The organism is Streptomyces sp. NBC_01214 (assembly GCF_026340975.1).
Lineage (GTDB): Bacteria > Actinomycetota > Actinomycetes > Streptomycetales > Streptomycetaceae > Streptomyces.
Genome location: NZ_JAPEOS010000001.1, coordinates 1,250,916 through 1,271,250, shown reverse-complemented (window position 1 = coordinate 1,271,250; position 20,335 = coordinate 1,250,916). Strand labels below are relative to the sequence as shown.

The 20,335-nt window shown below is 70.9% G+C and carries 16 protein-coding genes; 8 read left to right on the top strand and 8 right to left on the bottom strand.

The genetic code is table 11. The features are described from left to right. The first annotated feature begins 12 nt into the window (after positions 1-12). The 3 genes from OG594_RS06035 (at position 13) to OG594_RS06025 (ending at position 2,541) form a co-directional block, all read left to right on the top strand. Positions 13-1,278, top strand: coding sequence for a carbohydrate ABC transporter permease (locus tag OG594_RS06035; protein WP_266602658.1), 1,266 nt, complete (start codon positions 13-15; stop codon positions 1,276-1,278). Then, positions 1,275-2,240, top strand: a complete 966-nt coding sequence (locus OG594_RS06030) for a carbohydrate ABC transporter permease (protein ID WP_266595906.1) — start codon at positions 1,275-1,277, stop codon at positions 2,238-2,240. Before OG594_RS06035 ends, OG594_RS06030 begins: the two co-directional genes overlap by 4 nt. 130 nt (positions 2,241-2,370) lie before the next feature. Beyond that, the gene (locus OG594_RS06025; protein WP_266595904.1) at positions 2,371-2,541 is read left to right on the top strand and encodes a hypothetical protein; all 171 of its coding nucleotides are present in this window, start codon (positions 2,371-2,373) and stop codon (positions 2,539-2,541) included. 6 nt (positions 2,542-2,547) lie between these two features. Here OG594_RS06025 and OG594_RS06020 read toward each other — a convergent pair whose 3' ends face one another. Next, on the bottom strand, positions 2,548-3,189 hold the full coding sequence (locus tag OG594_RS06020) for a TetR/AcrR family transcriptional regulator (protein WP_266595902.1): 642 nt from the start codon (positions 3,187-3,189) through the stop codon (positions 2,548-2,550). 137 nt (positions 3,190-3,326) lie between these two features. Here OG594_RS06020 and OG594_RS06015 point away from each other — a divergent pair, with 137 nt between their 5' ends. Then, entirely contained in the window at positions 3,327-4,238 is a 912-nt protein-coding gene (locus OG594_RS06015; protein ID WP_266595900.1) for an ABC transporter permease, read from the top strand. After that, complete coding sequence (locus OG594_RS06010) at positions 4,231-5,019, top strand: ABC transporter ATP-binding protein (protein ID WP_266595898.1); 789 nt, start codon at positions 4,231-4,233, stop codon at positions 5,017-5,019. The genes OG594_RS06015 and OG594_RS06010 overlap by 8 nt, the downstream gene beginning before the upstream one ends. Positions 5,020-5,193: 174 nt before the next feature. Here OG594_RS06010 and OG594_RS06005 read toward each other — a convergent pair whose 3' ends face one another. The 3 genes from OG594_RS06005 to OG594_RS05995 form a co-directional block, all read right to left on the bottom strand. After that, the gene (locus tag OG594_RS06005; protein WP_266595896.1) at positions 5,194-10,158 is read right to left on the bottom strand and encodes an NAD-glutamate dehydrogenase; all 4,965 of its coding nucleotides are present in this window, start codon (positions 10,156-10,158) and stop codon (positions 5,194-5,196) included. Between the two features lie 367 nt (positions 10,159-10,525). Further along, entirely contained in the window at positions 10,526-11,221 is a 696-nt protein-coding gene (locus tag OG594_RS06000; RefSeq protein ID WP_266595894.1) for an HAD family hydrolase, read from the bottom strand. Further along, on the bottom strand, positions 11,218-11,718 hold the full coding sequence (locus OG594_RS05995) for a hypothetical protein (RefSeq protein WP_266595892.1): 501 nt from the start codon (positions 11,716-11,718) through the stop codon (positions 11,218-11,220). The genes OG594_RS06000 and OG594_RS05995 overlap by 4 nt, the downstream gene beginning before the upstream one ends. A 301-nt stretch (positions 11,719-12,019) precedes the next feature. Between OG594_RS05995 and OG594_RS05990 the strand changes: the two genes are divergently transcribed. Continuing rightward, a complete protein-coding gene (locus OG594_RS05990) occupies positions 12,020-12,427 on the top strand; it encodes an Rv3235 family protein (protein WP_266595890.1) in 408 nt (135 codons plus the stop codon). Positions 12,428-12,624: 197 nt separating this feature from the next. Here OG594_RS05990 and secA read toward each other — a convergent pair whose 3' ends face one another. Next, entirely contained in the window at positions 12,625-15,423 is a 2,799-nt protein-coding gene (gene secA / locus OG594_RS05985) for a preprotein translocase subunit SecA (protein WP_266595888.1), read from the bottom strand. A gap of 240 nt (positions 15,424-15,663) precedes the next feature. Between secA and OG594_RS05980 the strand changes: the two genes are divergently transcribed. Next, on the top strand, positions 15,664-16,239 hold the full coding sequence (locus OG594_RS05980) for a GNAT family N-acetyltransferase (RefSeq protein WP_266595886.1): 576 nt from the start codon (positions 15,664-15,666) through the stop codon (positions 16,237-16,239). A 126-nt stretch (positions 16,240-16,365) separates the two neighbouring features. Next, entirely contained in the window at positions 16,366-17,538 is a 1,173-nt protein-coding gene (locus tag OG594_RS05975) for a winged helix-turn-helix domain-containing protein (protein WP_266595884.1), read from the top strand. 56 nt (positions 17,539-17,594) lie between these two features. Here the strand turns inward: OG594_RS05975 and OG594_RS05970 are convergent, their stop codons facing one another. The 3 genes from OG594_RS05970 to OG594_RS05960 all read right to left on the bottom strand — a co-directional run bounded on the left by OG594_RS05970 (position 17,595) and on the right by OG594_RS05960 (position 20,328). Then, positions 17,595-18,338 (bottom strand): response regulator transcription factor, encoded by a 744-nt coding sequence (locus OG594_RS05970; protein WP_266595882.1) that lies wholly within the window; start codon positions 18,336-18,338, stop codon positions 17,595-17,597. Between the two features lie 209 nt (positions 18,339-18,547). Then, entirely contained in the window at positions 18,548-19,243 is a 696-nt protein-coding gene (raiA, locus tag OG594_RS05965; RefSeq protein ID WP_030010104.1) for a ribosome-associated translation inhibitor RaiA, read from the bottom strand. A gap of 326 nt (positions 19,244-19,569) precedes the next feature. Continuing rightward, a complete protein-coding gene (locus OG594_RS05960; RefSeq protein ID WP_266595880.1) occupies positions 19,570-20,328 on the bottom strand; it encodes a ComF family protein in 759 nt (252 codons plus the stop codon). Positions 20,329-20,335 lie beyond the last annotated feature (7 nt).

Here is a 20,335-nt window from a genome sequence, read left to right as displayed (position 1 = left end):
CGGCGCCGCCGGCTGATCGCGGCGGCGTTCCTCCTCCCGGCTCTCGTGCTGCTCGGTGCGCTCGTCGTGCACCCGATCGGCTACTCCCTCTACCGCAGCCTCTTCGACCGTTCCGGCGACACCTTCGTCGGCGGCGACAACTACCGCGAGATCCTGAGCGACGACACGATCCGCACCGCCCTGAAGAACACGGCGCTCTGGGTGGTGTTCGCCCCGGCCACGGCCACCGCCCTCGGCCTGATCTTCGCGGTCCTCACCGAACGGGTCCGCTGGGGAACGGCGTTCAAGCTGCTGGTGTTCATGCCGATGGCGATCTCGATGCTGGCCGCGGGCATCATCTTCCGGCTCGTCTACGACCACGATCCCGACCGCGGGGTCGCCAACGCGGTCTGGGTCGGGGTCCACGACACCTTCGCGGAGTCCTCGGCCTTCCCCAAGGCCCGCCCGGGCCGGGACTCCCCGCTCGTGGACGCCGGCGGGGGCGCCTTCATCACCCGCGACCCCGTCCGCGCGGGCACCCCGGTGCTGCTCCCGCTGGTCGGCGTGGCCCCGGAGGCGCTGCCGGAGGGGACCCGTACCGCCGGCCGGTCCGACGCCGTGCCGGGAAAGGTCACCGGCACCGTCTGGCAGGACTTCACCCGGGGCGGCGGCGGGGCGACGAACGCGGTCGACCCGACCGAGCAGGGCTACGCCGGGATGCGGATCGAGGCGGTCAAGGACGGCCGGGTGGTCGATGGGGCGACGGCCGGCGCCGACGGCACCTTCACCCTGTCCGCGAAGGCCGACGGGGCCCTGCTGCGGCTGCCCGCGGCCAACTTCCGGGAGGCGTACGCGGGGGTGCAGTGGCTCGGCCCGGCGCTCGTCACCCCGGCGGTCATCGGGGCGTACGTATGGATGTGGGCCGGTTTCGCAATGGTGCTGATCGGAGCCGGACTGGCCGCCGTACCGCGTGAGCTGCTGGAGGCGGCGCGCGTGGACGGGGCGAACGAGTGGCAGGTGTTCCGGCGGATCACCGTCCCGCTGCTGGCGCCCGTCCTGGTGGTCGTGCTCGTCACCCTCGTCATCAACGTCATGAAGATCTTCGACCTGGTCTTCGTGATCGCCCCGGGTGCGGTCCAGGACGACGCGAACGTGCTCGCGCTCCAGCTGTACCGGACCTCGTTCGGCACGGACGCCGATCCGGGGCTGGGCAGCGCCATCGCCGTGCTGCTGCTGGTGCTGGTGATCCCGGTGATGCTCGTGAACATCCGTCGGCTGCGCAAGGAGGGGTCCCGATGAGCCGTTCCGACGCGACGCCGGACCCGGCGGCGGTGGACCCGACGGCGGTGGACCCGGCGGCCGCCGGACCCGCGGACGCCAGGCCCGCGCGCTCCGCGCTCGCCCCCGCCAAGCCCTCGTACGCCGCCCTCGTCTCCGCCAAGCTCAGCGCGGGCGCGCTGCGCGTCTTCCTGGTCGTGGCCGCGCTCTTCTGGCTGCTGCCCACGCTCGGGCTGCTGCTCTCCTCGCTCGTCTCCCCCACCGACCTCAACGGCGGCGGCTGGTGGCAGGTGTTCACCGCGCCCTCGCGGCTGACGGCCGACAACTACGAGCGGCTGCTGGCGAACGACACCATCACCGGCTCGCTCCTGAACACGTTCGCGATCGCCGTGCCGGCCACCCTGCTGGTCCTGGTCCTGGGCTCGCTCGCCGGATACGCCTTCGCCTGGCTGGAGTTCCCCGGCCGGGACTGGCTCTTCCTCCTCGTCGTCGGACTGCTCGTGGTCCCCGTACAGGTGGCGCTGATCCCGGTCTCCGAACTCTTCGGCTCCATCGGGCTGTTCGAGACCACGGCGGGCGTGGTCCTCTTCCACACCGCCTTCGGACTGCCCTTCGCCGTGTTCCTGCTGCGCAACTTCTTCGCGGAGATCCCGCGCGAGCTGCTGGAGGCGGCCCGTCTCGACGGGGCGGGTGAACTGCGCCTGTTCGCACGGGTGGTGCTGCCGCTCGGCGGTCCTGCGATCGCCTCGCTCGGCATCTTCCAGTTCCTGTGGGTGTGGAACGACATGCTGGTGGCGCTGGTGTTCGCGGACTCGGCCAACCCGCCGGTCACGGTCGCGCTCCAGCAGCAGGTACGGCAGTTCGGGAACAACATCGACGTCCTCGCGCCCGGCGCGTTCCTGTCGATGGCGGTCCCGCTCGTCGTCTTCTTCGCCTTCCAGCGGCAGTTCGTCTCGGGGGTGACGGCCGGGGCGATCAAGTAACCCCTCCCCCGCACGGCGCCCGACGCACTCCGTTGACGCTGCGCAACCCGAATGTGCCACACACCGCGTATCCCGATCGCCACACCAGGGGTTCCCGGGCCATATGCCCGAGCCGACCCCTGGATGTGCCGTGCCCCGGTTCAGCGTCATCGTGCCCGCGTACAAGGTCCAGGTGCGCCGGGTCTTCCTCGGGCAGACGGCCCCGGTCCCGGCGGTCGTCCCCCTGGCGGACCGTCGCCCCACTCCCGCGGCTCGCGCGGTTGCCGCGCCGGCGCCGGCCCTGGCTACCGTCCGGCCGTAGCCGCCGCTATGCGCCGGCCCCGGAGCTCGCCTTCAGGCCCGCCACCACTTGGTGGGCCAGGACGTCGAGGTGGCCGCCCGTCACCGCGTCCCGGACCACCACCTGGCGCCAGTAGAGCGGGCCGATCAGCAGGTCGAGGGCGTGGGCCGGGTCGATGCCCGCCGGGAGCTCGCCGCGGGCGACCGCGTCCGAGACGATCCCCTCCGCCATCCGCCGCTGTCCGTCGAGGAGCGCGCCGCGCACCGCGTCCGCGATCTCCGGGTTCCGCGCCGCCTCCACGAGCAGGTCGGGGATCACCGCGGAGGCCACCGGGTGCCGCAGCACGTGTGACATGACCTCCAGCAGGGCCCGTACGTCCCCGTACAGCGAGCCGGTCGCGGGCACCGGCAGGCCGTCCACCGCGAAGGCCCCCACCAGGTCCAGCACCAGGTGCAGCTTCGACTTCCACCGCCGGTAGACCGCGGTCTTGCCGACCCCCGCCCGCCGGGCGATGCCCTCGATGGACATCTTCGAGAAGCCGACCGCGGCCAGCTCCTCCACCACCGCGTCGCGGATCGCCTCGGTCACGTCCGCGCGCAGGACGGCGGCCCCGGCGGGAGCTCTACGGGCGGGGGCGGGGGCGGAAGCGGCGGCGGGGTCCGGGGTCATGCAGAGAGCATAACCGCGCCACCGTCACGACGATACGGTTGCGTTCCGACGCAGCACGCCCTAACCTCGCCGTAGCGACGATACGGACCCGTCCCGACCTCGGCAGTGACGTACTGACCCCGTCGAAAGCGAACCCTGTGACCACCGCGACCGCCTCCACGACCGAGCCCGCGCCCTCCGCGGAACTCGCGCGCCTCGCCGCCGCCCACGGCCTCACCCTCAGCGGCGCCCGCCCCACGCTCCCCCGCTACATCGCGGAACTCTGGGACCGCCGCCACTTCGTGACCGCGTACGCGACCGCCCGCATGCAGGCCACGTACAGCACCGCCAAGCTCGGCCAGCTCTGGCACCTGGTGACCCCGCTCCTCAACGCGGCCGTCTACTACTTCATCTTCGGCATCGTGATGCAGGCCAGCCACGGCGTGCCGGACTACGTCCCCTTCCTGATCACCGGCATCTTCGTCTGGGACTTCATCGGCAGCTCCATCAACGCCGGCACCCGCGCCGTCCACAGCAACCGAGGCCTGGTCCGCGCCCTGCACTTCCCCCGCGCCAGCCTGCCCATCTCCACCGTCGTCCAGCTCTTCCAGCAGCTGCTCGTCACCATGGGCGCCCTGGTCATCCTGCTGCTGGCCTTCGGCCAGCGGCCCGCCTGGTCCTGGTTCCTGGCCGTCCCGGCCCTACTGTTGATGGCCGTCTTCGCCGCCGGCTGCGCGATGGTCATGGCGCGCATCGGCAGCAAGAGCCCGGACGTCAGCCAGCTGATGCCCTTCATCCTGCGCACCTGGATGTACTCCTCGGGCGTCATGTGGTCCATCGACCAGATGATCAAGTCGGGCCACCTGCCGCACCACTGGGCGCTGGTGCTGCTCAAGCTCAACCCCGCCGCCGTCTACATCGACCTGATGCGCTTCGCACTGATCGACAGCTTCCAGGCGCACTCGCTCCCGCCCCACGCCTGGCTGCTCGCCATCGGCTGGGCCCTGGTCGCCGGCGTCGGCGGCTTCATCTGGTTCTGGAAGGCAGAAGAGGAGTACGGACGTGGCTGACACCGCGACGCAGACCGACACCCGGGTACCGACCGTCATCGCCGACGGGGTCCACGTCATCTACAAGGTGCACGGCGCCGGCGCCCGCAAGGGCGGAGCCACCGCGGCGCTCAGCCGGGTCTTCTCCCGCAAGGCGCCCCCCGGCATCAAGGAGGTGCACGCCGTCAAGGGCGTCACCTTCACTGCGTACAAGGGCGAGGCCATCGGCCTCATCGGCTCCAACGGCTCGGGCAAGTCCACCCTGCTGGCCGCCATCGCCGGCCTCCAGCCGGTGGCCCGCGGCCGGATCTATTCGCACGGCCAGCCGTCCCTGCTCGGTGTGAACGCCGCCCTGATGAACGACCTGACCGGCGAGCGCAACGTCGTCCTCGGCGGTCTCGCGATGGGCATGTCCAAGCAGCAGATCCGCGAGCGCTACCAGGGGATCGTCGACTTCTCGGGCATCAACGAGAAGGGCGACTTCATCTCCCTGCCCATGCGGACGTACTCCTCCGGCATGGGCGCCCGGCTGCGGTTCTCCATCGCCGCCGCCAAGGACCACGACGTCCTGATGATCGACGAGGCCCTGGCCACCGGCGACGCGGCCTTCCAGCGGCGCAGCCAGGCCCGCATCGAGGAACTCCGCGAGCACGCCGGCACCGTCTTCCTCGTCAGCCACGGCATCAACACGGTCCGCGAGACCTGCGACCGCGCGATCTGGCTGGAGGCCGGTGTGCTCCGCATGGACGGCCCCTCCTCCGAAGTCTGCGACGCCTACGAGGCCTTCACAGCGGGCCGCTGACCTTCCCGGGCTCCGCCCAGACCCGCGCCTCCTTTCAGCCCCGCCGGCGCTTGAGGCGCACTTTCAGCCCCGCCGGCGTTTGAGGCGCGGGGGCCCGGGGGCAGCGCCCCCGCAACGGGCCGGGCCCGGGACCTCGAAGGTCCCGGGCCCGGCCCGTTCCGTACAACCCCGCGATCAGCTGTGCACGCGCAACAGCGACCGCATCGTCCGCATCGCCACCGACAGGTTCGCCAGGTCGAAGTCGTCCGACCCCTGGATCTCGTCCAGAGTCGTCCGCGCCCGCCCGATGATGGCCGTGTTCTTCTCCTCCCACGCCTTGAAGCGCTCCTCGGGAGTCGAGGTGCCGTTGCCCACCGACAGCACGTCCGCGGTCAGCGCCGCGTGCGCCGCGAACAGGTCCTCGCGGATGGAGGCGCGGGCCATCGACTGCCAGCGGTCGGACCGCGGCAGCTCGATGATCCGGTCCATCAGCTGGGTGATGGCCAGGCGGTCGGCGAGGTCGTAGTACACCTCGGCGACCTCCAGCGGATCCATGCCCGTGCGGTCCGCGATCGCGACGATGTCCAGCGCCGGGAAGGCGGAGGAGAAGCCGGCCACCTTGGCGGCCAGTTCCTCCGGGACGCCCTCGCCCGTCAGCTCGTCCAGGATCGACTGGTACCACTCCAGGTCGGCGCCGCGCACCAGCTTCGGCAGCTCGGCCCAGACCTGGCCCACGCGCTCCTGGAAGAAGGCGATGGTCTCGGTGATCTGGAGCGGCTGCGGCCGGTTGTTCAGCAGCCAGCGGGTACCGCGCTCGACCAGGCGCCGCGAGTGCAGCCGCACCCGGGTCTGGACGTCGGCGGCGACCTTGTTGTCGAGCGCCTCCACCGCGTCCCACACGTCGGCCAGGCCGAAGATCTCGCGGGCCGCGAGCTGCGCGCGCACGATCTCCTCCGTGGAGGCCCCGCTCTCCTCGCGCAGACGGTGCAGGAAGGTCGAACCACCCGTGTTGACGGTGTCGTTGACCAGGAGGGTGGTGATGATCTCCCGGCGCAGCGCGTGCGTGTCGATCTGCTCGGTGAGCCTCTCGGCCAGGGCGGCCGGGAAGTACGCGAAGAGCAGACGGCGCAGGTACGGGTCGTCCGGCAGCTCGGTGGCGATGAGCTCATCCGCCACCGTGATCTTGGTGTAGGCGAACAGCACGGCCAGCTCGGGCTGGGTCAGACCCTTGCCGCCGTTCAGCAGCTCGCGGATCTGCCGGTCGGTGGGCAGGAACTCCAGCGCCCGGTCGAGGAGCCCGTCGCGCTCCAGCCGGCGCATGTAGCGCTGCTGGGCGTGGAGCAGGCTCGGGGCCTGCGCCGCGCCGTTGGCGAGGGCGGTGTTCTGCGCGTAGTTGTTGCGCAGCACCAGGTGGCCGACCTCGTCGGTCATCTGGGCGAGCAGCTTGTTGCGCTGCTTGACCGTCATGTCGCCGTCGGTGACGACCGCGTTGAGCAGGATCTTGATGTTCACCTCGTGGTCGGAGGTGTCCACGCCCGCGCTGTTGTCGATGGCGTCGGTGTTGACCTTGCCGCCCTCGCCGCCCGCACCGGTGCGGGCGAACTCGATCCGGCCGAGCTGGGTCAGACCCAGGTTGCCGCCCTCGCCGATGACCTTGGCCCGCACGTCGGAGCCGTTGACGCGGATCGCGTCGTTGGCCTTGTCGCCGACGTCCGCGTGCGTCTCGGCAGTGGCCTTGACGTACGTACCGATGCCGCCGTTCCACAGGAGGTCCACGGGGGACTGCAGGATCGCCTTCATCAGGTCGGCCGGGGTCATCTTGGTGACGCCCGCCTCGATGCCGAGGGCCTCACGGACCTGCGCGGTGATCGGGACGGCCTTCGCGGAACGCGGGTGGATGCCACCGCCCGCCGAGATCAGCGAGGTGTCGTAGTCGGCCCACGAGGAGCGCGGCAGCTCGAACAGGCGCCGGCGCTCGGCGTAGGAGGTGGCCGCGTCCGGGTTCGGGTCGATGAAGATGTGCCGGTGGTCGAAGGCGGCGACCAGGCGGATGTGCTCGGAGAGCAGCATGCCGTTGCCGAACACGTCGCCGGACATGTCACCGACGCCGACGACGGTGAAGTCCTCGGTCTGGGTGTCGTGGCCCAGCTCGCGGAAGTGCCGCTTGACGGACTCCCACGCGCCGCGGGCGGTGATGCCCATGCCCTTGTGGTCGTAGCCGGCCGAGCCGCCCGACGCGAAGGCGTCGCCGAGCCAGAAGCCGTAGGACTCCGCCACGCCGTTGGCGATGTCGGAGAAGGTCGCGGTGCCCTTGTCGGCGGCGACGACGAGGTAGGTGTCGTCCTCGTCGTGGCGGACCACGCCCTTGGGGGGCAGGACCTCGCCGGCGACCATGTTGTCGGTGATGTCGAGCAGCGCCGAGATGAAGATCTTGTAAGAGGCGATGCCCTCGGCGAGCCAGGCGTCGCGGTCCACCGACGGATCGGGGAGGTTCTTGGCGACGAAGCCGCCCTTGGCGCCGACCGGCACGATCACGGTGTTCTTGACCATCTGCGCCTTGACCAGGCCGAGGATCTCCGTACGGAAGTCCTCTCGGCGGTCGGACCAGCGCAGGCCGCCTCGGGCGACCTTGCCGAACCGCAGGTGGACGCCCTCGACGCGCGGGGAGTACACCCAGATCTCGAAGGCCGGACGCGGGGCCGGCAGGTCCGGGATGGCCTGCGGGTCGAACTTCATCGACACGTACGAGTGCTGCTCGCCCACGCCGTTGAGCTGGAAGAAGTTCGTGCGCAGGGTGGCCTTGATGAGGGTGAGGAAGGCCCGCAGGATGCGGTCCTCGTCGAGCGAGGCGACCTGGTCCAGGGCCCCGTCGAGCTCCTCCAGCATGGCGTCCACGAGCTCGCTGCCGGCGGTCTGGCGCACGGGCGCCATCCGGGCCTCGAAGAGCGAGACCAGCAGTCGGGTGGTGTGGACGTTGTTGCGGAGGGTGTCCTCCATGTAGTCCTGGCTGAAGGTGGAGCCGGCCTGGCGCAGGTACTTGGCGTACGCGCGCAGGACGACGGCCTGGCGCCAGGTGAGCCCGGCGCTCAGCACCAGGGCGTTGAAGTTGTCGTTCTCCGCGTCGCCCTGCCAGACCGCGGCGAAGGCGTCCTGGAAGCGCTCGCGGGCGTCGTCGCCGAGGTAGTTGTCCCCGTTGCCGGAGACGGGCATCCGCAGACCGAAGTCGTAGATCCAGGCGCTGACCCGGTCGGAGCGGCGCAGCTCGTACGGGCGCTCGTCGGTGACCTCGACGCCCAGGCGCTGGAGCACCGGCAGGACCGCGGAGAGCGAGACCTGGTCGCCGGTACGGAAGATCTTGAAGCGGCGCTCGCCGGGGCCCGCGCCGACGGGCTCGTAGAGCGAGAGCGCGAACTGGCGGTCGCTGGCGGCGAGCCGCTCCAGGTGGATCAGGTCGGCGACGGCCGCGCGCGGCGAGTGGTCGGCCTTGTAGCCCTCGGCGAAGGAGGTGCCGTAGCGGCGCAGCAGCTCGGCGGCGCGCTCCTCGCCGCACTCGGCGATCAGCGCTTCCTGGAAGCCGTCGGCCCAGGAGCGGGCGGCCTCGACGAGACGGCCCTCGATGCGCTCGACGTCGGAGTCGGTCAGCGCGGGCAGCTCGGTGCCCTGCGGGACGCGGACGACGAAGTGGATGCGGGAGAGGATCGACTCGGTGTTCCAGGCGGTGAAGTCGACGCTGATGCCGCCGAGCTCCTCGCGCAGGATGTCCATCAGGCGCAGCCGCACACCGGTGGTGAACCGGTCGCGGGGCAGGTAGACGAGCGCCGAGTAGTAGCGGCCGTACTCGTCCTGGCGCAGGTACAGCCGCAGCCGGCGGCGTTCCTGGAGGTACAGGACGGAGGTGACGATGGCCTGGAGCTGGTCGACCGGGGTCTGGAACAGCTCGTCGCGCGGGTACGTCTCCAGGATCTGCGTCAGGTCGCGGCCGTCGTGGCTGCTCGGCGCGAAGCCGGCGCCGGCGAGGACCTCGGCGACCTTGCGGCGGATGACCGGGACGCGGCGTACGGACTCGGTGTACGCGGCGGAGGAGAACAGGCCGAGGAAGCGGCGCTCGCCGACGACGTTGCCGTCGGCGTCGAACTTCTTGACGCCCACGTAGTCGAGGTACGAGGGGCGGTGCACGGTGGAACGGCTGTTGGCCTTGGTCAGCACCAGCAGGCGGTGCTCGCGGGCCTTGGCGCGCGCGTCGGCGGGCAGCCGGTTGAAGGACGGCGAGACCGGGTGGCCGTCCTCCTTGCCGCTGTGGTGCGGGTCGGAGCGCAGGATGCCGAGGCCGGTACCGGGCACGGCGGACAGGGAGTCGCCGTCGACGAGGTTGTACTCGCGGTAGCCGAGGAAGGTGAAGTGGTCGTCGGCGAGCCAGCGCAGCAGCTCACGGGCCTCTTCGAGCTCGTACTCGCGCAGGTCGGGGGCGGTGGGCTCGTCCGGGAGGCCCTCCGCGATCCGCAGCGCGGCCTCGCGCATCTTCTCCCAGTCCTCGACGGACTCGCGTACGTCGGACAGGACGCGCTGGAGATCGGCGGTGATCTGCTTGAGATCGGCCTTGTCGGTCTCGCGGTCCATCTCGACGTGGATCCAGGACTCGACGAGGGAGTCGTGGGGACGCGCGGTGGCGGGGCCGTGGGCGTCGCAGTCGGGGCCGAGGATCTCGATCAGCTTGCCGGTGATGTCGCGGCGGACGACGACCTGCGGGTGGATCACGACGTGGATGCCGCGGCCCTGGCGGGACAGCTCGTTCGTCACGGAGTCCACGAGGAAGGGCATGTCGTCGGTGACGACCTCGACGACGGAGTGGCTGGAGGTCCAGCCGTTCTCCTCCACCGTAGGCGTGTGCACGCGCACGTTCGCGGTGCCCTGCGGCCGGTTCTCGGCGAGCCGGTAGTGCGAGAGCGCGGCTCCGAACACATCGACCGGGTCCCGGTCCGCGAGGTCCTCGGGCGCCGTGTGCAGGTAGTAGCGCTGGAGGTAGGAGAGAACGGTGTCCTGGTCTGGACGCTCTCCCCGCTCGGACCCAGTCGGAAGTAGCCCCCCGGCCGGGCTGTGCTCAGCTACCCGGGCCGCCCGTGCGAGCAGCTCGGCCTTTGCTTCGTCCAGCTTGGTCTGCATGTCCTCTGGCTCCTGTCGCGCGCCATTGCGTGACGTAGGTGAAGGAAGGAATGACATAGCGCCGCGAGGCGGGGTGTCCGTTCGGGATCGACGCTATGCCGTCGAGAGAGCCGACCGGGAGGGAATGAGCCATGATCGGCCGACGGTCCCGGGGGCGGGGATCAGCGAAGGCCCGGGCACGGTCGTGCGCCGGGCGCAGGCCGGAGGCTCCAGTGCCCCCGATGACTATCGCGCTGATCACGGGTACAAGGCTATCCCGACCTACCCCCAGGACGTCATTCGCTGCATCTGTACAAATCTTGGGGTAGAACTTTGACACTCTGGCCAGCGACGTGACCGGCCGTCCGTGCAGCGGCCCGTCCCGTCCTTATCCGGCCAGCTCGCGAGCTGTCCGGACGGCCTCGGCCAGGCTGTCCACGACCGGCACTCCGGCTGATTCCAGACTGCTGCGGCTGTGCGAGCCGCCCGTGTAGAGAACCGCCAGGGCACCCACGTGGGCGGCGGCGAGGGCGTCGTCCACGGCGTCTCCGATGAGGACCGTACGGTCCGCCGTCACACCCGTCCCGTCCAGGGCGGCCAGGTGGCGTACGAGATGTCCCGCCTTGGAGGTGTGGGAGGGGCCGATCCGGCCGTCGACGCGCAGGAAGTGCTGGTCGATGCCGTGGGCCCGGACCAGGGGGACGAGCTTGTCGTGGGGCGCGAGGGACAGCAGGGACTGGGTGAGTCCGTCCAGCTGCCAGTCCCGGAGCAGCTCCCGGGCCCCCTCGGCCAACCCGGCATCCTCGGCGGCGGCCCAGTAGTGGCGGTGGAAGGTGTCGTCCATGACGAGCCACTCCGCCTCGGTGGGCATCCGTCCCATGAGGCGCTCGTAGAACTTCGGCACCGGCACGACGTACATGTCGCGGTAGGTCTCCAGGCTGATCGGCGCGAAGCCGAGCTCGGCGAAGGAGGCGTTGGTCGCGGCTATGACCGCGTCGATGTCGTGCAGGAGCGTCCCGTTCCAGTCCCAGACGATGTGGTTCGGGCGGGTGGTGACGGTAGCGGCGGCGGTCGTGTCGATCACTTCAGCAGCCCCGGAATCTCCTGCACGCCGAACCACAGCAGGTCGTGGTCCTCGGCGGCGTCGACGGTGCGCTGCGCGTCCGCGTCCCCGCCGTCGGCGGCCTCCAGGGCCCCTGCGGCGGCGGCCACGTCCTCGTCGGCGTCATCGGCGTCCACGTGCACGGCGGCGGCCACGGCGAGCCGTACGGCGGCGGCCAGGGTCACCCGGCCGAGAGCGGCCTCGTCGGCCCCGGGGGCGGCGGTGGCGGCCTTGTCGTCGACGTCGAGGGCGACCACGACGCGCCGGCGCGGGGCGTCCGCGTCCGCGGCAACCAGCCGCAGGGAGGCGAGCGCGGCCCGGTTCAAGGCCGCGTACTCCAGCTCCTCGATGTCGTCCGACACGTACCACTCGCGGAGTTCGGGGGTGACGGCGTACGCCAGCAGCGGGGCGGAGCCCAGCTCACCCGCCCGGTGCACCTCGGCGAGACCGGGGAGGGTCAGGGGGACGTACACGCGCATGGCCGGCTGCTTTCGGTAGTCGGAAACGCCCTCAGGATACGACTCGGACACGGCCGGGCGGGTGAGGGACCCCGTCCCCCTTCGGGGCGCCCGACCGGGAGCCGCGCCCGTCCACCCGGGTACGCGCACGGGCGCCGCCCGGGGCGAGGGGCCGGCCGCCGCCCACCCGGATAGGTGAAGCGGGCCGGCGGCCGGGCCGGCCGCGGGCGTGGTTGCGGAGCGTGTTCGGCCGCCGTAGAAGATCCCCATCAAGTTACCGCCCGGTACCTCTCCGGGCCCGGCTGTTCGGGGGAAGCTCGCGATGGACACCACGATGCGCGCCACGATGACCGGCAACGACGGCAGCCGCCGGGACCAGCGGCGCCCGGCCGGCCCTCCGCGCACCCTGCGGCTCGGCCCGCACCACTGGTTCGCCGAACACCTCCTCGCGGTGGTCAGCGGCCTGCGCCCGGTCCACTCGCTCCTCGGCCACACCATCGGCCCCGCCTACCAGCAGCTGATCGCCCTGGCCCCCGCGGACCCCCTCCGCGACCGCCTGCGCCCGGTCGTCCGCCAGTGCGGCCGCTTCACCCCGGGCCCGGGGGTCATCGAGGCCTTCGCCCGCATCGCCACGGGCGACCGCCTCACCGCCATGGCCTTCCGCCTCGAACAGGGCCCGGACCTCCGCTGGCGCTGCGCCGCAGTAGAAATCCAGGGCCCCCGCCCGTGACGCCCCCAGCCCCGCCGCACCCCACTTCAGCCCCGCCGGCGTTTGAGGCGCTCTTTCAGCCCCGCCGGCGTTTGAGGCGCGGGGTCTGGGGCGGAGCCCCGGCAACGGCGCCGCACCCACACACGACGCGGCCGGGGCCGGACACCCCAGGTGTCCGGCCCCGGCCGACAGCTCCAGCTCAACCCGCCGACGGCGGGTTACTTCTTCCGGCGACGCCCGCCCGCGGCCTTCTGCGCCTTGCGCCGCTCCGCCCGCGTCATCCCGTCACCCTCGGCACCGAGGGAGTCGCTCTCGAAGTCGCCCTCGATGACACCGCCCTCCCCGTCCACCGTCGGGGCGGAGAAGTGCAGCCGGTCCGGCCGCTGCGGAGCGTCCAGCCCCTTCGCCCGGATCTCCGGACGCACGCCCGCCGGCTCCTTCGTCAGCGACGGCGCCGCGTCCTGCACCGGAACCTCCTCGACCTGCTGCTCGACCTGGACCTCCAGGTTGAACAGGTAGCCGACGGACTCCTCCTTGATGCCCTCCTGCATGGCGTTGAACATGTCGAAGCCCTCGCGCTGGTACTCGACCAGCGGGTCCTTCTGGGCCATGGCCCGCAGGCCGATGCCCTCCTGCAGGTAGTCCATCTCGTACAGGTGCTCGCGCCACTTGCGGTCGAGCACCGACAGGACCACACGCCGCTCCAGCTCACGCATGATCTCGGAGCCGAGCGTCTTCTCGCGGGTCTCGTACTGCTCGTGGATGTCGTCCTTGACGGACTCCGCGATGAACTCGGCGGTGATGCCCGCGCGGTCGCCCGCGGCCTCCTCGAGCTCGTCGATGGTGACCTTCACCGGGTAGAGCTGCCGGAAGGCGCCCCACAGGCGCTCCAGGTCCCACTCCTCGGCGAAGCCCTCGACCGTCTCGGCCGCGATGTACGCGTCGATGGTGTCGTCCATCATGTGGCGCACCTGCTCCTGGAGGTCCTCGCCCTCCAGGACGCGGCGGCGCTCGCCGTAGATGACCTCGCGCTGGTTGTTGAGGACCTCGTCGTACTTCAGGACGTTCTTGCGCGTCTCGAAGTTCTGGGTCTCCACCTGCGACTGGGCCGACGCGATCGCGCGCGTCACCATCTTGTTCTCGATCGGCACGTCGTCCGGCACGTTCGCCATCGCCATGACGCGCTCGACCATCTGCGCCTTGAACAGGCGCATCAGGTCGTCGCCCAGCGACAGGTAGAAGCGGGACTCGCCCGGGTCGCCCTGTCGGCCGGAACGGCCGCGCAGCTGGTTGTCGATGCGGCGCGACTCGTGACGCTCGGTGCCCAGCACGTACAGCCCGCCGAGCTCCTTGACCTCCTCGAACTCCGCCTTCACCGCGGCCTCGGCCCGGGTGAGCGCTGCGGGAAGGGCGTGCGCCCACTCCTCGATGTGCTCCTCCGGGTCCAGGCCCTGCTGGCGCAGCTCGGCCTCGGCGAGGTCGTCCGGGTTGCCGCCGAGCTTGATGTCGGTACCGCGGCCGGCCATGTTCGTGGCGACCGTGACCGCGCCCCGGCGGCCGGCCTGGGCGACGATCGTCGCCTCGCGGTCGTGCTGCTTGGCGTTGAGCACCTCGTGCGGGATGCCGCGCTTGGAGAGCTGCTGGGAGAGGTACTCGGACTTCTCGACCGACGTCGTACCGACGAGGATCGGCTGGCCCTTCTCGTGCTTCTCCGCGATGTCGTCGACGACGGCGGCGAACTTCGCGACCTCGGTCCGGTAGATCAGGTCCGGCTGGTCCTTGCGGACCATGCCGCGGTTGGTCGGGATGGGGACGACACCGAGCTTGTAGATCTGGTGGAACTCGGCGGCCTCGGTCATGGCCGTACCGGTCATGCCGGACAGCTTCGAGTAGAGGCGGAAGAAGTTCTGCAGGGTGATCGTGGCGAGGGTCTGGTTCTCGTCCTTGATGTCCACCCCTTCCTTCGCCTCGATGGCCTGGTGCATGCCCTCGTTGTAGCGGCGACCGGCGAGGATGCGGCCGGTGTGCTCGTCGACGATCATGACTTCGCCGTCGATGACGACGTAGTCCTTGTCGTTCTTGAAGAGTTCCTTGGCCTTGATCGCGTTGTTGAGGTAACCGACGAGCGGGGTGTTCACCGACTCGTAGAGGTTCTCGATGCCGAGCCAGTCCTCGACCTTGGCGACACCGGACTCGTGGATGGCGACGGTGCGCTTCTTCTCGTCGACCTCGTAGTCGCCGGTCTCCTCGATGCCCTTCAGCGGCTGGCCGGCCTCGCCCTTGGTCAGGCGGGTCACCAGCTTCGCGAAGTCGCCGTACCACTTCGTGGCCTGGTCGGCGGGGCCGGAGATGATCAGCGGGGTACGGGCCTCGTCGACGAGGATCGAGTCGACCTCGTCGACCACGGCGAAGTTGTGGCCGCGCTGGACGAGCTCGTCCTGGGACCACGCCATGTTGTCGCGCAGGTAGTCGAAGCCGAACTCGTTGTTCGTGCCGTAGGTGATGTCGTAGCCGTACTGCTCGCGGCGCTGCGCCGGCGACATGTTCGCCAGGATGCAGCCGACCTCCAGGCCGAGGAACTTGTGCACCCGGCCCATCAGCTCGGAGTCACGCTCGGCGAGGTAGTCGTTCACCGTGATCAGGTGGACGCCCTTGCCGGACAGCGCGTTCAGGTACGCGGGCAGCGTGCCGACGAGGGTCTTGCCCTCACCGGTCTTCATCTCGGCCACGTAGCCGAGGTGCAGCGCCGCACCACCCATGATCTGGACGTCGTAGTGCCGCTGGCCGAGGACGCGCTTGGCCGCCTCGCGTACGGTCGCGAAGGCCTCGGGCAGCAGGTCGTCCAGGCTCTCGCCGTCCTGGAAGCGCTGCTTGTACTCGTCCGTGAGCGCTCGCAACTCGGCGTCGGAGAGGTTGACGAAGTCCTCTTCGATGGAGTTGACCTGGTCCGCGATGCGGTGCAGTTTGCGCAGGATCTTGCCTTCGCCTGCACGCATGAGCTTGTTGAAGACGGACACCGAGGTTTGTCTCCTTGCCGGTCGGGCCTGGGCACTGTACGTACACGGGCACGGCAGGTGGGCCCCACCGCAACGGCCATCGTAAGCGAGGACGTGGCCGCGTCGGGAGGTCCGCCGTTCCCGTGAGGGCACGGGTGCCCGGATTGAGAACGTACGGGGGACACCGAAGGTGCCGCATCGCCCGGAGGGATCACCGGAAAATGTTCGCCGCGGATATCGGCACGGCGGCAGAATTCGTTCATGGAGCCCAAGACACTCAGCACGGACCGATTGGTATTGCGGGCCTTCGTCCCGTCGGACGAGGACGAGCTGTACGCCGCAGCACGGGACCCGGACGTCCAGCGCTGGACGCTGGTGCCCTCCCCTTATGAGCGCGCGCACGCGCACACCTATGTGAACGAGACCGTGCCGAACGGCTGGCGCGACGGCACCGCCTTCGCGTTCGCCGTGCGCCTCGGGGCCGAAGGCCCCCTGGTCGCGGCCGTCGGCGTGCACGTCCACACGGCGGAGAGCACCGAGATCGGCTACTGGGCGGTCAAGGAACACCGCGGCCGGGGCTACATGACCGAGGCGGTCCGGGCCGTCGCCCGCTGGGCCTTCACCGAGCTGGGCATCGGCCGACTGGAATGGCGAGCCGAGGTGGGCAATGCGGGCTCCCGCGCCGTGGCCGAGAAGGCCGGCTTCCAGATCGAGGGCCTGCTGCGGGCCGGCATCATCCAGCGCGACACGTACCGCGACTGCTGGGTCGGCGCCCTGCTCCCCTCCGACCTGGGCCTGCCCTCGCGACTGCCCTACCTCCCGGCCCCCGTCGACTAGCCGGTCCAGCCTGCGCACCGGGCCTTCACCGGGACGGGCGTCGCACGGCCGGTCCGGCGGGCCGGGCTGGGCGACGACGGCTCCCGTACGCGCCCGCTGTCAGTGGTGCCGCCTAGGCTTCGGCGCATGAGCAACCCGCCGCCGCACGTGTCCCTTTCCGCCGACGAGGCCCGGCGCATCGCGCTGCGCGCGCAGGGCTTCATCGGCGCACCCGACCGGCGCGGCGGGGTCCGCGGGGTCCTGCGCCACCTGGGCGCCGTACAGCTGGACACCATCTCGGTCCTGGCCCGCTCGCACGAGCTGATCCCGTACGCGCGCCTGGGCGCGGTCGGCCGGGACGCCGTGGAGCAGGCGTACTGGTCGGACCGGCACGCCTTCGAGTACTGGTCGCACGCCGCCTGCATCCTGCCCATCGAGGAATGGCCGCATTTCGCCTTCCGGCGCCGGGCGAACCGGGCCCGCGGCCACCGCTGGCACATCCTCGAGGACAAGCAGCACTCGACGCGGGCCGTCCTGGACCGGCTGCGGTCCGACGGCCCGCTGACCTCCACCGAGCTGGGCGGCGCCAAGAACGGCGGCGAGTGGTTCGAGTGGTCCGAGACCAAGATCGCGGTGGAGTGGCTGCTGGACACCGGCGAGGTGGTGTGCAGCGAGCGCCGCGGATGGAAGCGGGTCTACGACCTCCCCGAGCGGGCCGTTCCCGACGCGCTGCTCCACGACGACCTGGAGGACCGCGAGTGCCTGCGCCGCCTGGTCGCCCTGGCGGGCCGGTCCCTGGGCGTCGGCACCCGCGCCGACATCGCGGACTACCACCGGCTCAAGGGCGAGCAGTTCGACGCGGTGGTCGCGGACTCCGGGCTGGTACCGGTCGAGGTGCAGGGCTGGTCCAAGCCGGCCTGGGCGGACCCGGCGGCTCTCGCACAGACCCCCGGGGGCCGTCACCGCACGACGCTGCTCTCGCCCTTCGACTCCCTGGTCTGGGACCGTCCCCGCACGGAGCGGATCTTCGGTTTCACGCACCGCCTGGAGGCGTACGTGCCCAAGCCGAAGCGGATACACGGGTACTTCGCGATGCCGCTGCTGGCGGGCGGCCGGCTCCAGGGCCGCGTCGACCCGGCCCGCGAGGGCCGCACGCTGGTCGCCCGGCAGCTCTCGCTGACCTCCCCGAAGGCCGCGGGCCCGATGGCGCGGGCCCTGCGGGAGGCGGCGGAGTGGGTCGGCTGCGAGGACGTACGCGTCGAGCGCGCCAGCTCGCCCGCGGAAGCGGCGGCCGTCACCGCGGAGCTGGCTGCGCTCTAGGGAGCGTCTTGTCGATCAGACCGGATCGGGGCTTCCCGCCCCTTTCCGATCTCGCCTCAGCGGATTTCGAGGATCTTTTCCCGCATCGCGTAGACCACGGCTTCCATCCTGGAGTGCAGCTGCAGCTTCTCCAGGATGTTGCGGACGTGGTTCTTCACGGTGTTCTCGGAAATGAACAACTCCTTGGCGATATCACGGTTGTTCATACCGGTGGCCACCAGTTTCAGGACCTCCAGCTCCCGGTCCGTCAGCCGCGGCGCGGGCACCAGCCGGCGCTCGTCGGTCCGCTGGATCATCGACTTGAACTCGGTGAGCAGCTTCGACGCCATCGACGGGCTGATCTGCGACTGGCCGTCCGCCACCGCCCGGATCGCCGTCGCCACCTCGTCCGTCGAGATCTCCTTCAGGAGGTACCCGGTCGCGCCCGCCTTGATCGCGTCGTAGAGGTCCGCCTCCTCGTCGCTGATCGTCAGCATGATGATCTTCGCAGAGGGGGCCACCTCCTTGATCGAGGTGCACGCCTCGATCCCGCCGCGCCGGGGCATCCGCACGTCCATCAGCACGATGTCCGGAAGCAGGTCGGCCGCCTTGTCCACGGCCTCCGCCCCGTCCCCGGCCTCACCGACGACCTGGATGTCCTCCTCCTGCGCGAGGACGATCTCCAGTCCCCGCCGGAAGAGCGCGTGGTCGTCGACCACGAGCACTCTGATGGGCTCCCGGGCGGGCTCCTGCGACGGGTCCGTCCCGTGGCAGCCCGCGACGCCGCTGTCCCCGCGCACCGGCCCGAAGCTGTCCGCCATCGTTCCTCCCCCTGCATGTGCTCAGTTGCTGGGCCAACCGGACACACACCGCTGCCGGTTGACTGCACGCCATGATTCCATGCCCGCACCACGGCCCGGGGGCCAAAAGTGAGCCACCTGGCGCATACCCGTCGCATACCGGTCATGCAGGCGCCCCCGCGAAGGCGCCGGAACGCCTGCGCGGGGGCGATGAACGGATGTGCCCGGCCTCAGCCGCCGAGCGCGCCACCGGCGCCGCCCCGCGGTTCCTCCGAGCTGGAGGCACCGTCGGGGTTCACGTGGATGACGCCGTAGTCATAGGCATGACGGCGGTAAACGACACTGGGCAACTTCGTCTCGGAGTCGACGAACAGATAGAAGTCGTGGCCGACCAGTTCCATCTCGTACAGGGCCTGGTCGAGCGACATGGGTGCGGCCGAGTGGGTCTTCTCGCGAACGATGAGCGGGCCTTCGCCCTGCACCTCGAGGGATCCGATCCGGGTGATCGGTACCCCGTCCGTCTTCTCCTCCGACACCGGCTGTCCGCTGCCGTTCAGCGATGCGACGCCCGGCACCACGTCGGCGACCTCCGCCGCCGAGAGCCGGCCGTTGCCACGGCGGGTGTAACGCTTGTCGTGCTGCTTGCGCAGCCGGGCCTCGAGCTTGTCCTGAGCCAGGTCCAGCGCCGCGTACGCGTCGGCGGCGGCGGCCTCGGCACGGATCACCGGGCCCCGCGAACGCAGGGTGATCTCCACGCGGTCGGAACGGTCGGCCTGGCGCGGGTTGTGCTCCTTGGACACCTCGACGTCCAAGCTGATCACCTTGGCGTCGAGCTTCTGGATCCGCTCCGGATTCAGCTTCTCGGCCACGTGCTTGCGGAACCGCTCGGGCACCTCGGTCTTGCGGCCCTTGACGACGATGTCCACGCAGAACTCCGTTCCCGGATAGCTCCGCCCGACGGGGCGAAGCGTCTCCCTTTCGCACCAGACTCCGGTGAAGGCCGGAGCCTCGGACTTGGCGACTTTCACCTCCTCCTCCCCCATCGGCAAGATCAACACCCCACCGACTTCGGAGTCGAGAGACAGTCTCCTGAGTTCCTTACAACCGAACATATCCCTCTATGGCGGTTGTCGGCACCCGCTACCGGAATGTACTTCCAGTCAGGTGACTGTTCCCTCTTACTACCTGCAACGATGGGCCTTCCCCGCCAGTTCCAAATCTATTCACAAGATTTTTGTTCTGTCCGAGTTGCTCAAACGCGTGGCGTGCGTTCGATCCGCCTGAAGGAGTCCGCCGGCGCGGCCACCACCGCCGCCCGCAGCACCGCCCCGGGGCCCACCTCCGGGCCCGTCACCAGCCCCGCGGCGCGCACCGCCCTGGCCGCCTCCGCCAGCGTCGCCCCCGTCGTGATCAGGTCGTCCACGAGCACGATCCGGGCCGCCCCGGCCGTGAGCCGCCACCCGCCGCGGCGCACCGCCAGCGCCCCCGTGAGGTTCTCCCGGCGCTGCCGGGCCCCCAGCCCCGCCTGGTCCGCCACCGCCCGCCGCAGCCCCAGTACGGGCGCCACGCGCGCGGGAACACCGGCCCGCCGCAGCCGCCCCGCGGCCGCCCGCGCGATCCTGCGCGCCGGATCGTGCCCGCGCGCCCGGACCTGCCGCCGCGCCGACGGGACCGGGACCAGCACCACATCCCCCGCACCACCGGCACCGCCCGCACCGCCGGCGCCACCCGCCAGGACGGCCGCCGCCAGGGCTGCGCCGAGCACCCCGGCCAGCGGCAGCGCCCCGCGCTCCTTGTGCGCCAGCAGGAGGCTCCGTACGGCCCCCTCGTAGACGGCGGCGGCCCGCACCACCGGCAACCCCGCGGGCCGCGGAGACGGCCGCACCGGCCCCTCCCCGGCCCCGCTCAGCGCATCCCGGCACTCGGCGCACACCAGCACTCGGACCGCCCCGCAGCCGGCGCAGTCGACCGGGAGGACCAGACCGGCGAGCTCCTGCCACGCGTCCCGCATGGCTCCA

Excerpts from the sequence above, each read along its gene's own strand:
- OG594_RS06030 (WP_266595906.1), top strand. The coding sequence starts at position 1,275 with ATGAGCCGTTCCGACGCGACGCCGGACCCGGCGGCGGTGGACCCGACG.
- OG594_RS06020 (WP_266595902.1), bottom strand. The coding sequence starts at position 3,189 with ATGACCCCGGACCCCGCCGCCGCTTCCGCCCCCGCCCCCGCCCGTAGA.
- OG594_RS06005 (WP_266595896.1), bottom strand. The coding sequence starts at position 10,158 with ATGCAGACCAAGCTGGACGAAGCAAAGGCCGAGCTGCTCGCACGGGCG.
- OG594_RS05995 (WP_266595892.1), bottom strand. The coding sequence starts at position 11,718 with ATGCGCGTGTACGTCCCCCTGACCCTCCCCGGTCTCGCCGAGGTGCAC.
- OG594_RS05990 (WP_266595890.1), top strand. The coding sequence starts at position 12,020 with ATGGACACCACGATGCGCGCCACGATGACCGGCAACGACGGCAGCCGC.
- OG594_RS05980 (WP_266595886.1), top strand. The coding sequence starts at position 15,664 with ATGGAGCCCAAGACACTCAGCACGGACCGATTGGTATTGCGGGCCTTC.
- OG594_RS05975 (WP_266595884.1), top strand. The coding sequence starts at position 16,366 with ATGAGCAACCCGCCGCCGCACGTGTCCCTTTCCGCCGACGAGGCCCGG.
- OG594_RS05970 (WP_266595882.1), bottom strand. The coding sequence starts at position 18,338 with ATGGCGGACAGCTTCGGGCCGGTGCGCGGGGACAGCGGCGTCGCGGGC.
- OG594_RS05960 (WP_266595880.1), bottom strand. The coding sequence starts at position 20,328 with ATGCGGGACGCGTGGCAGGAGCTCGCCGGTCTGGTCCTCCCGGTCGAC.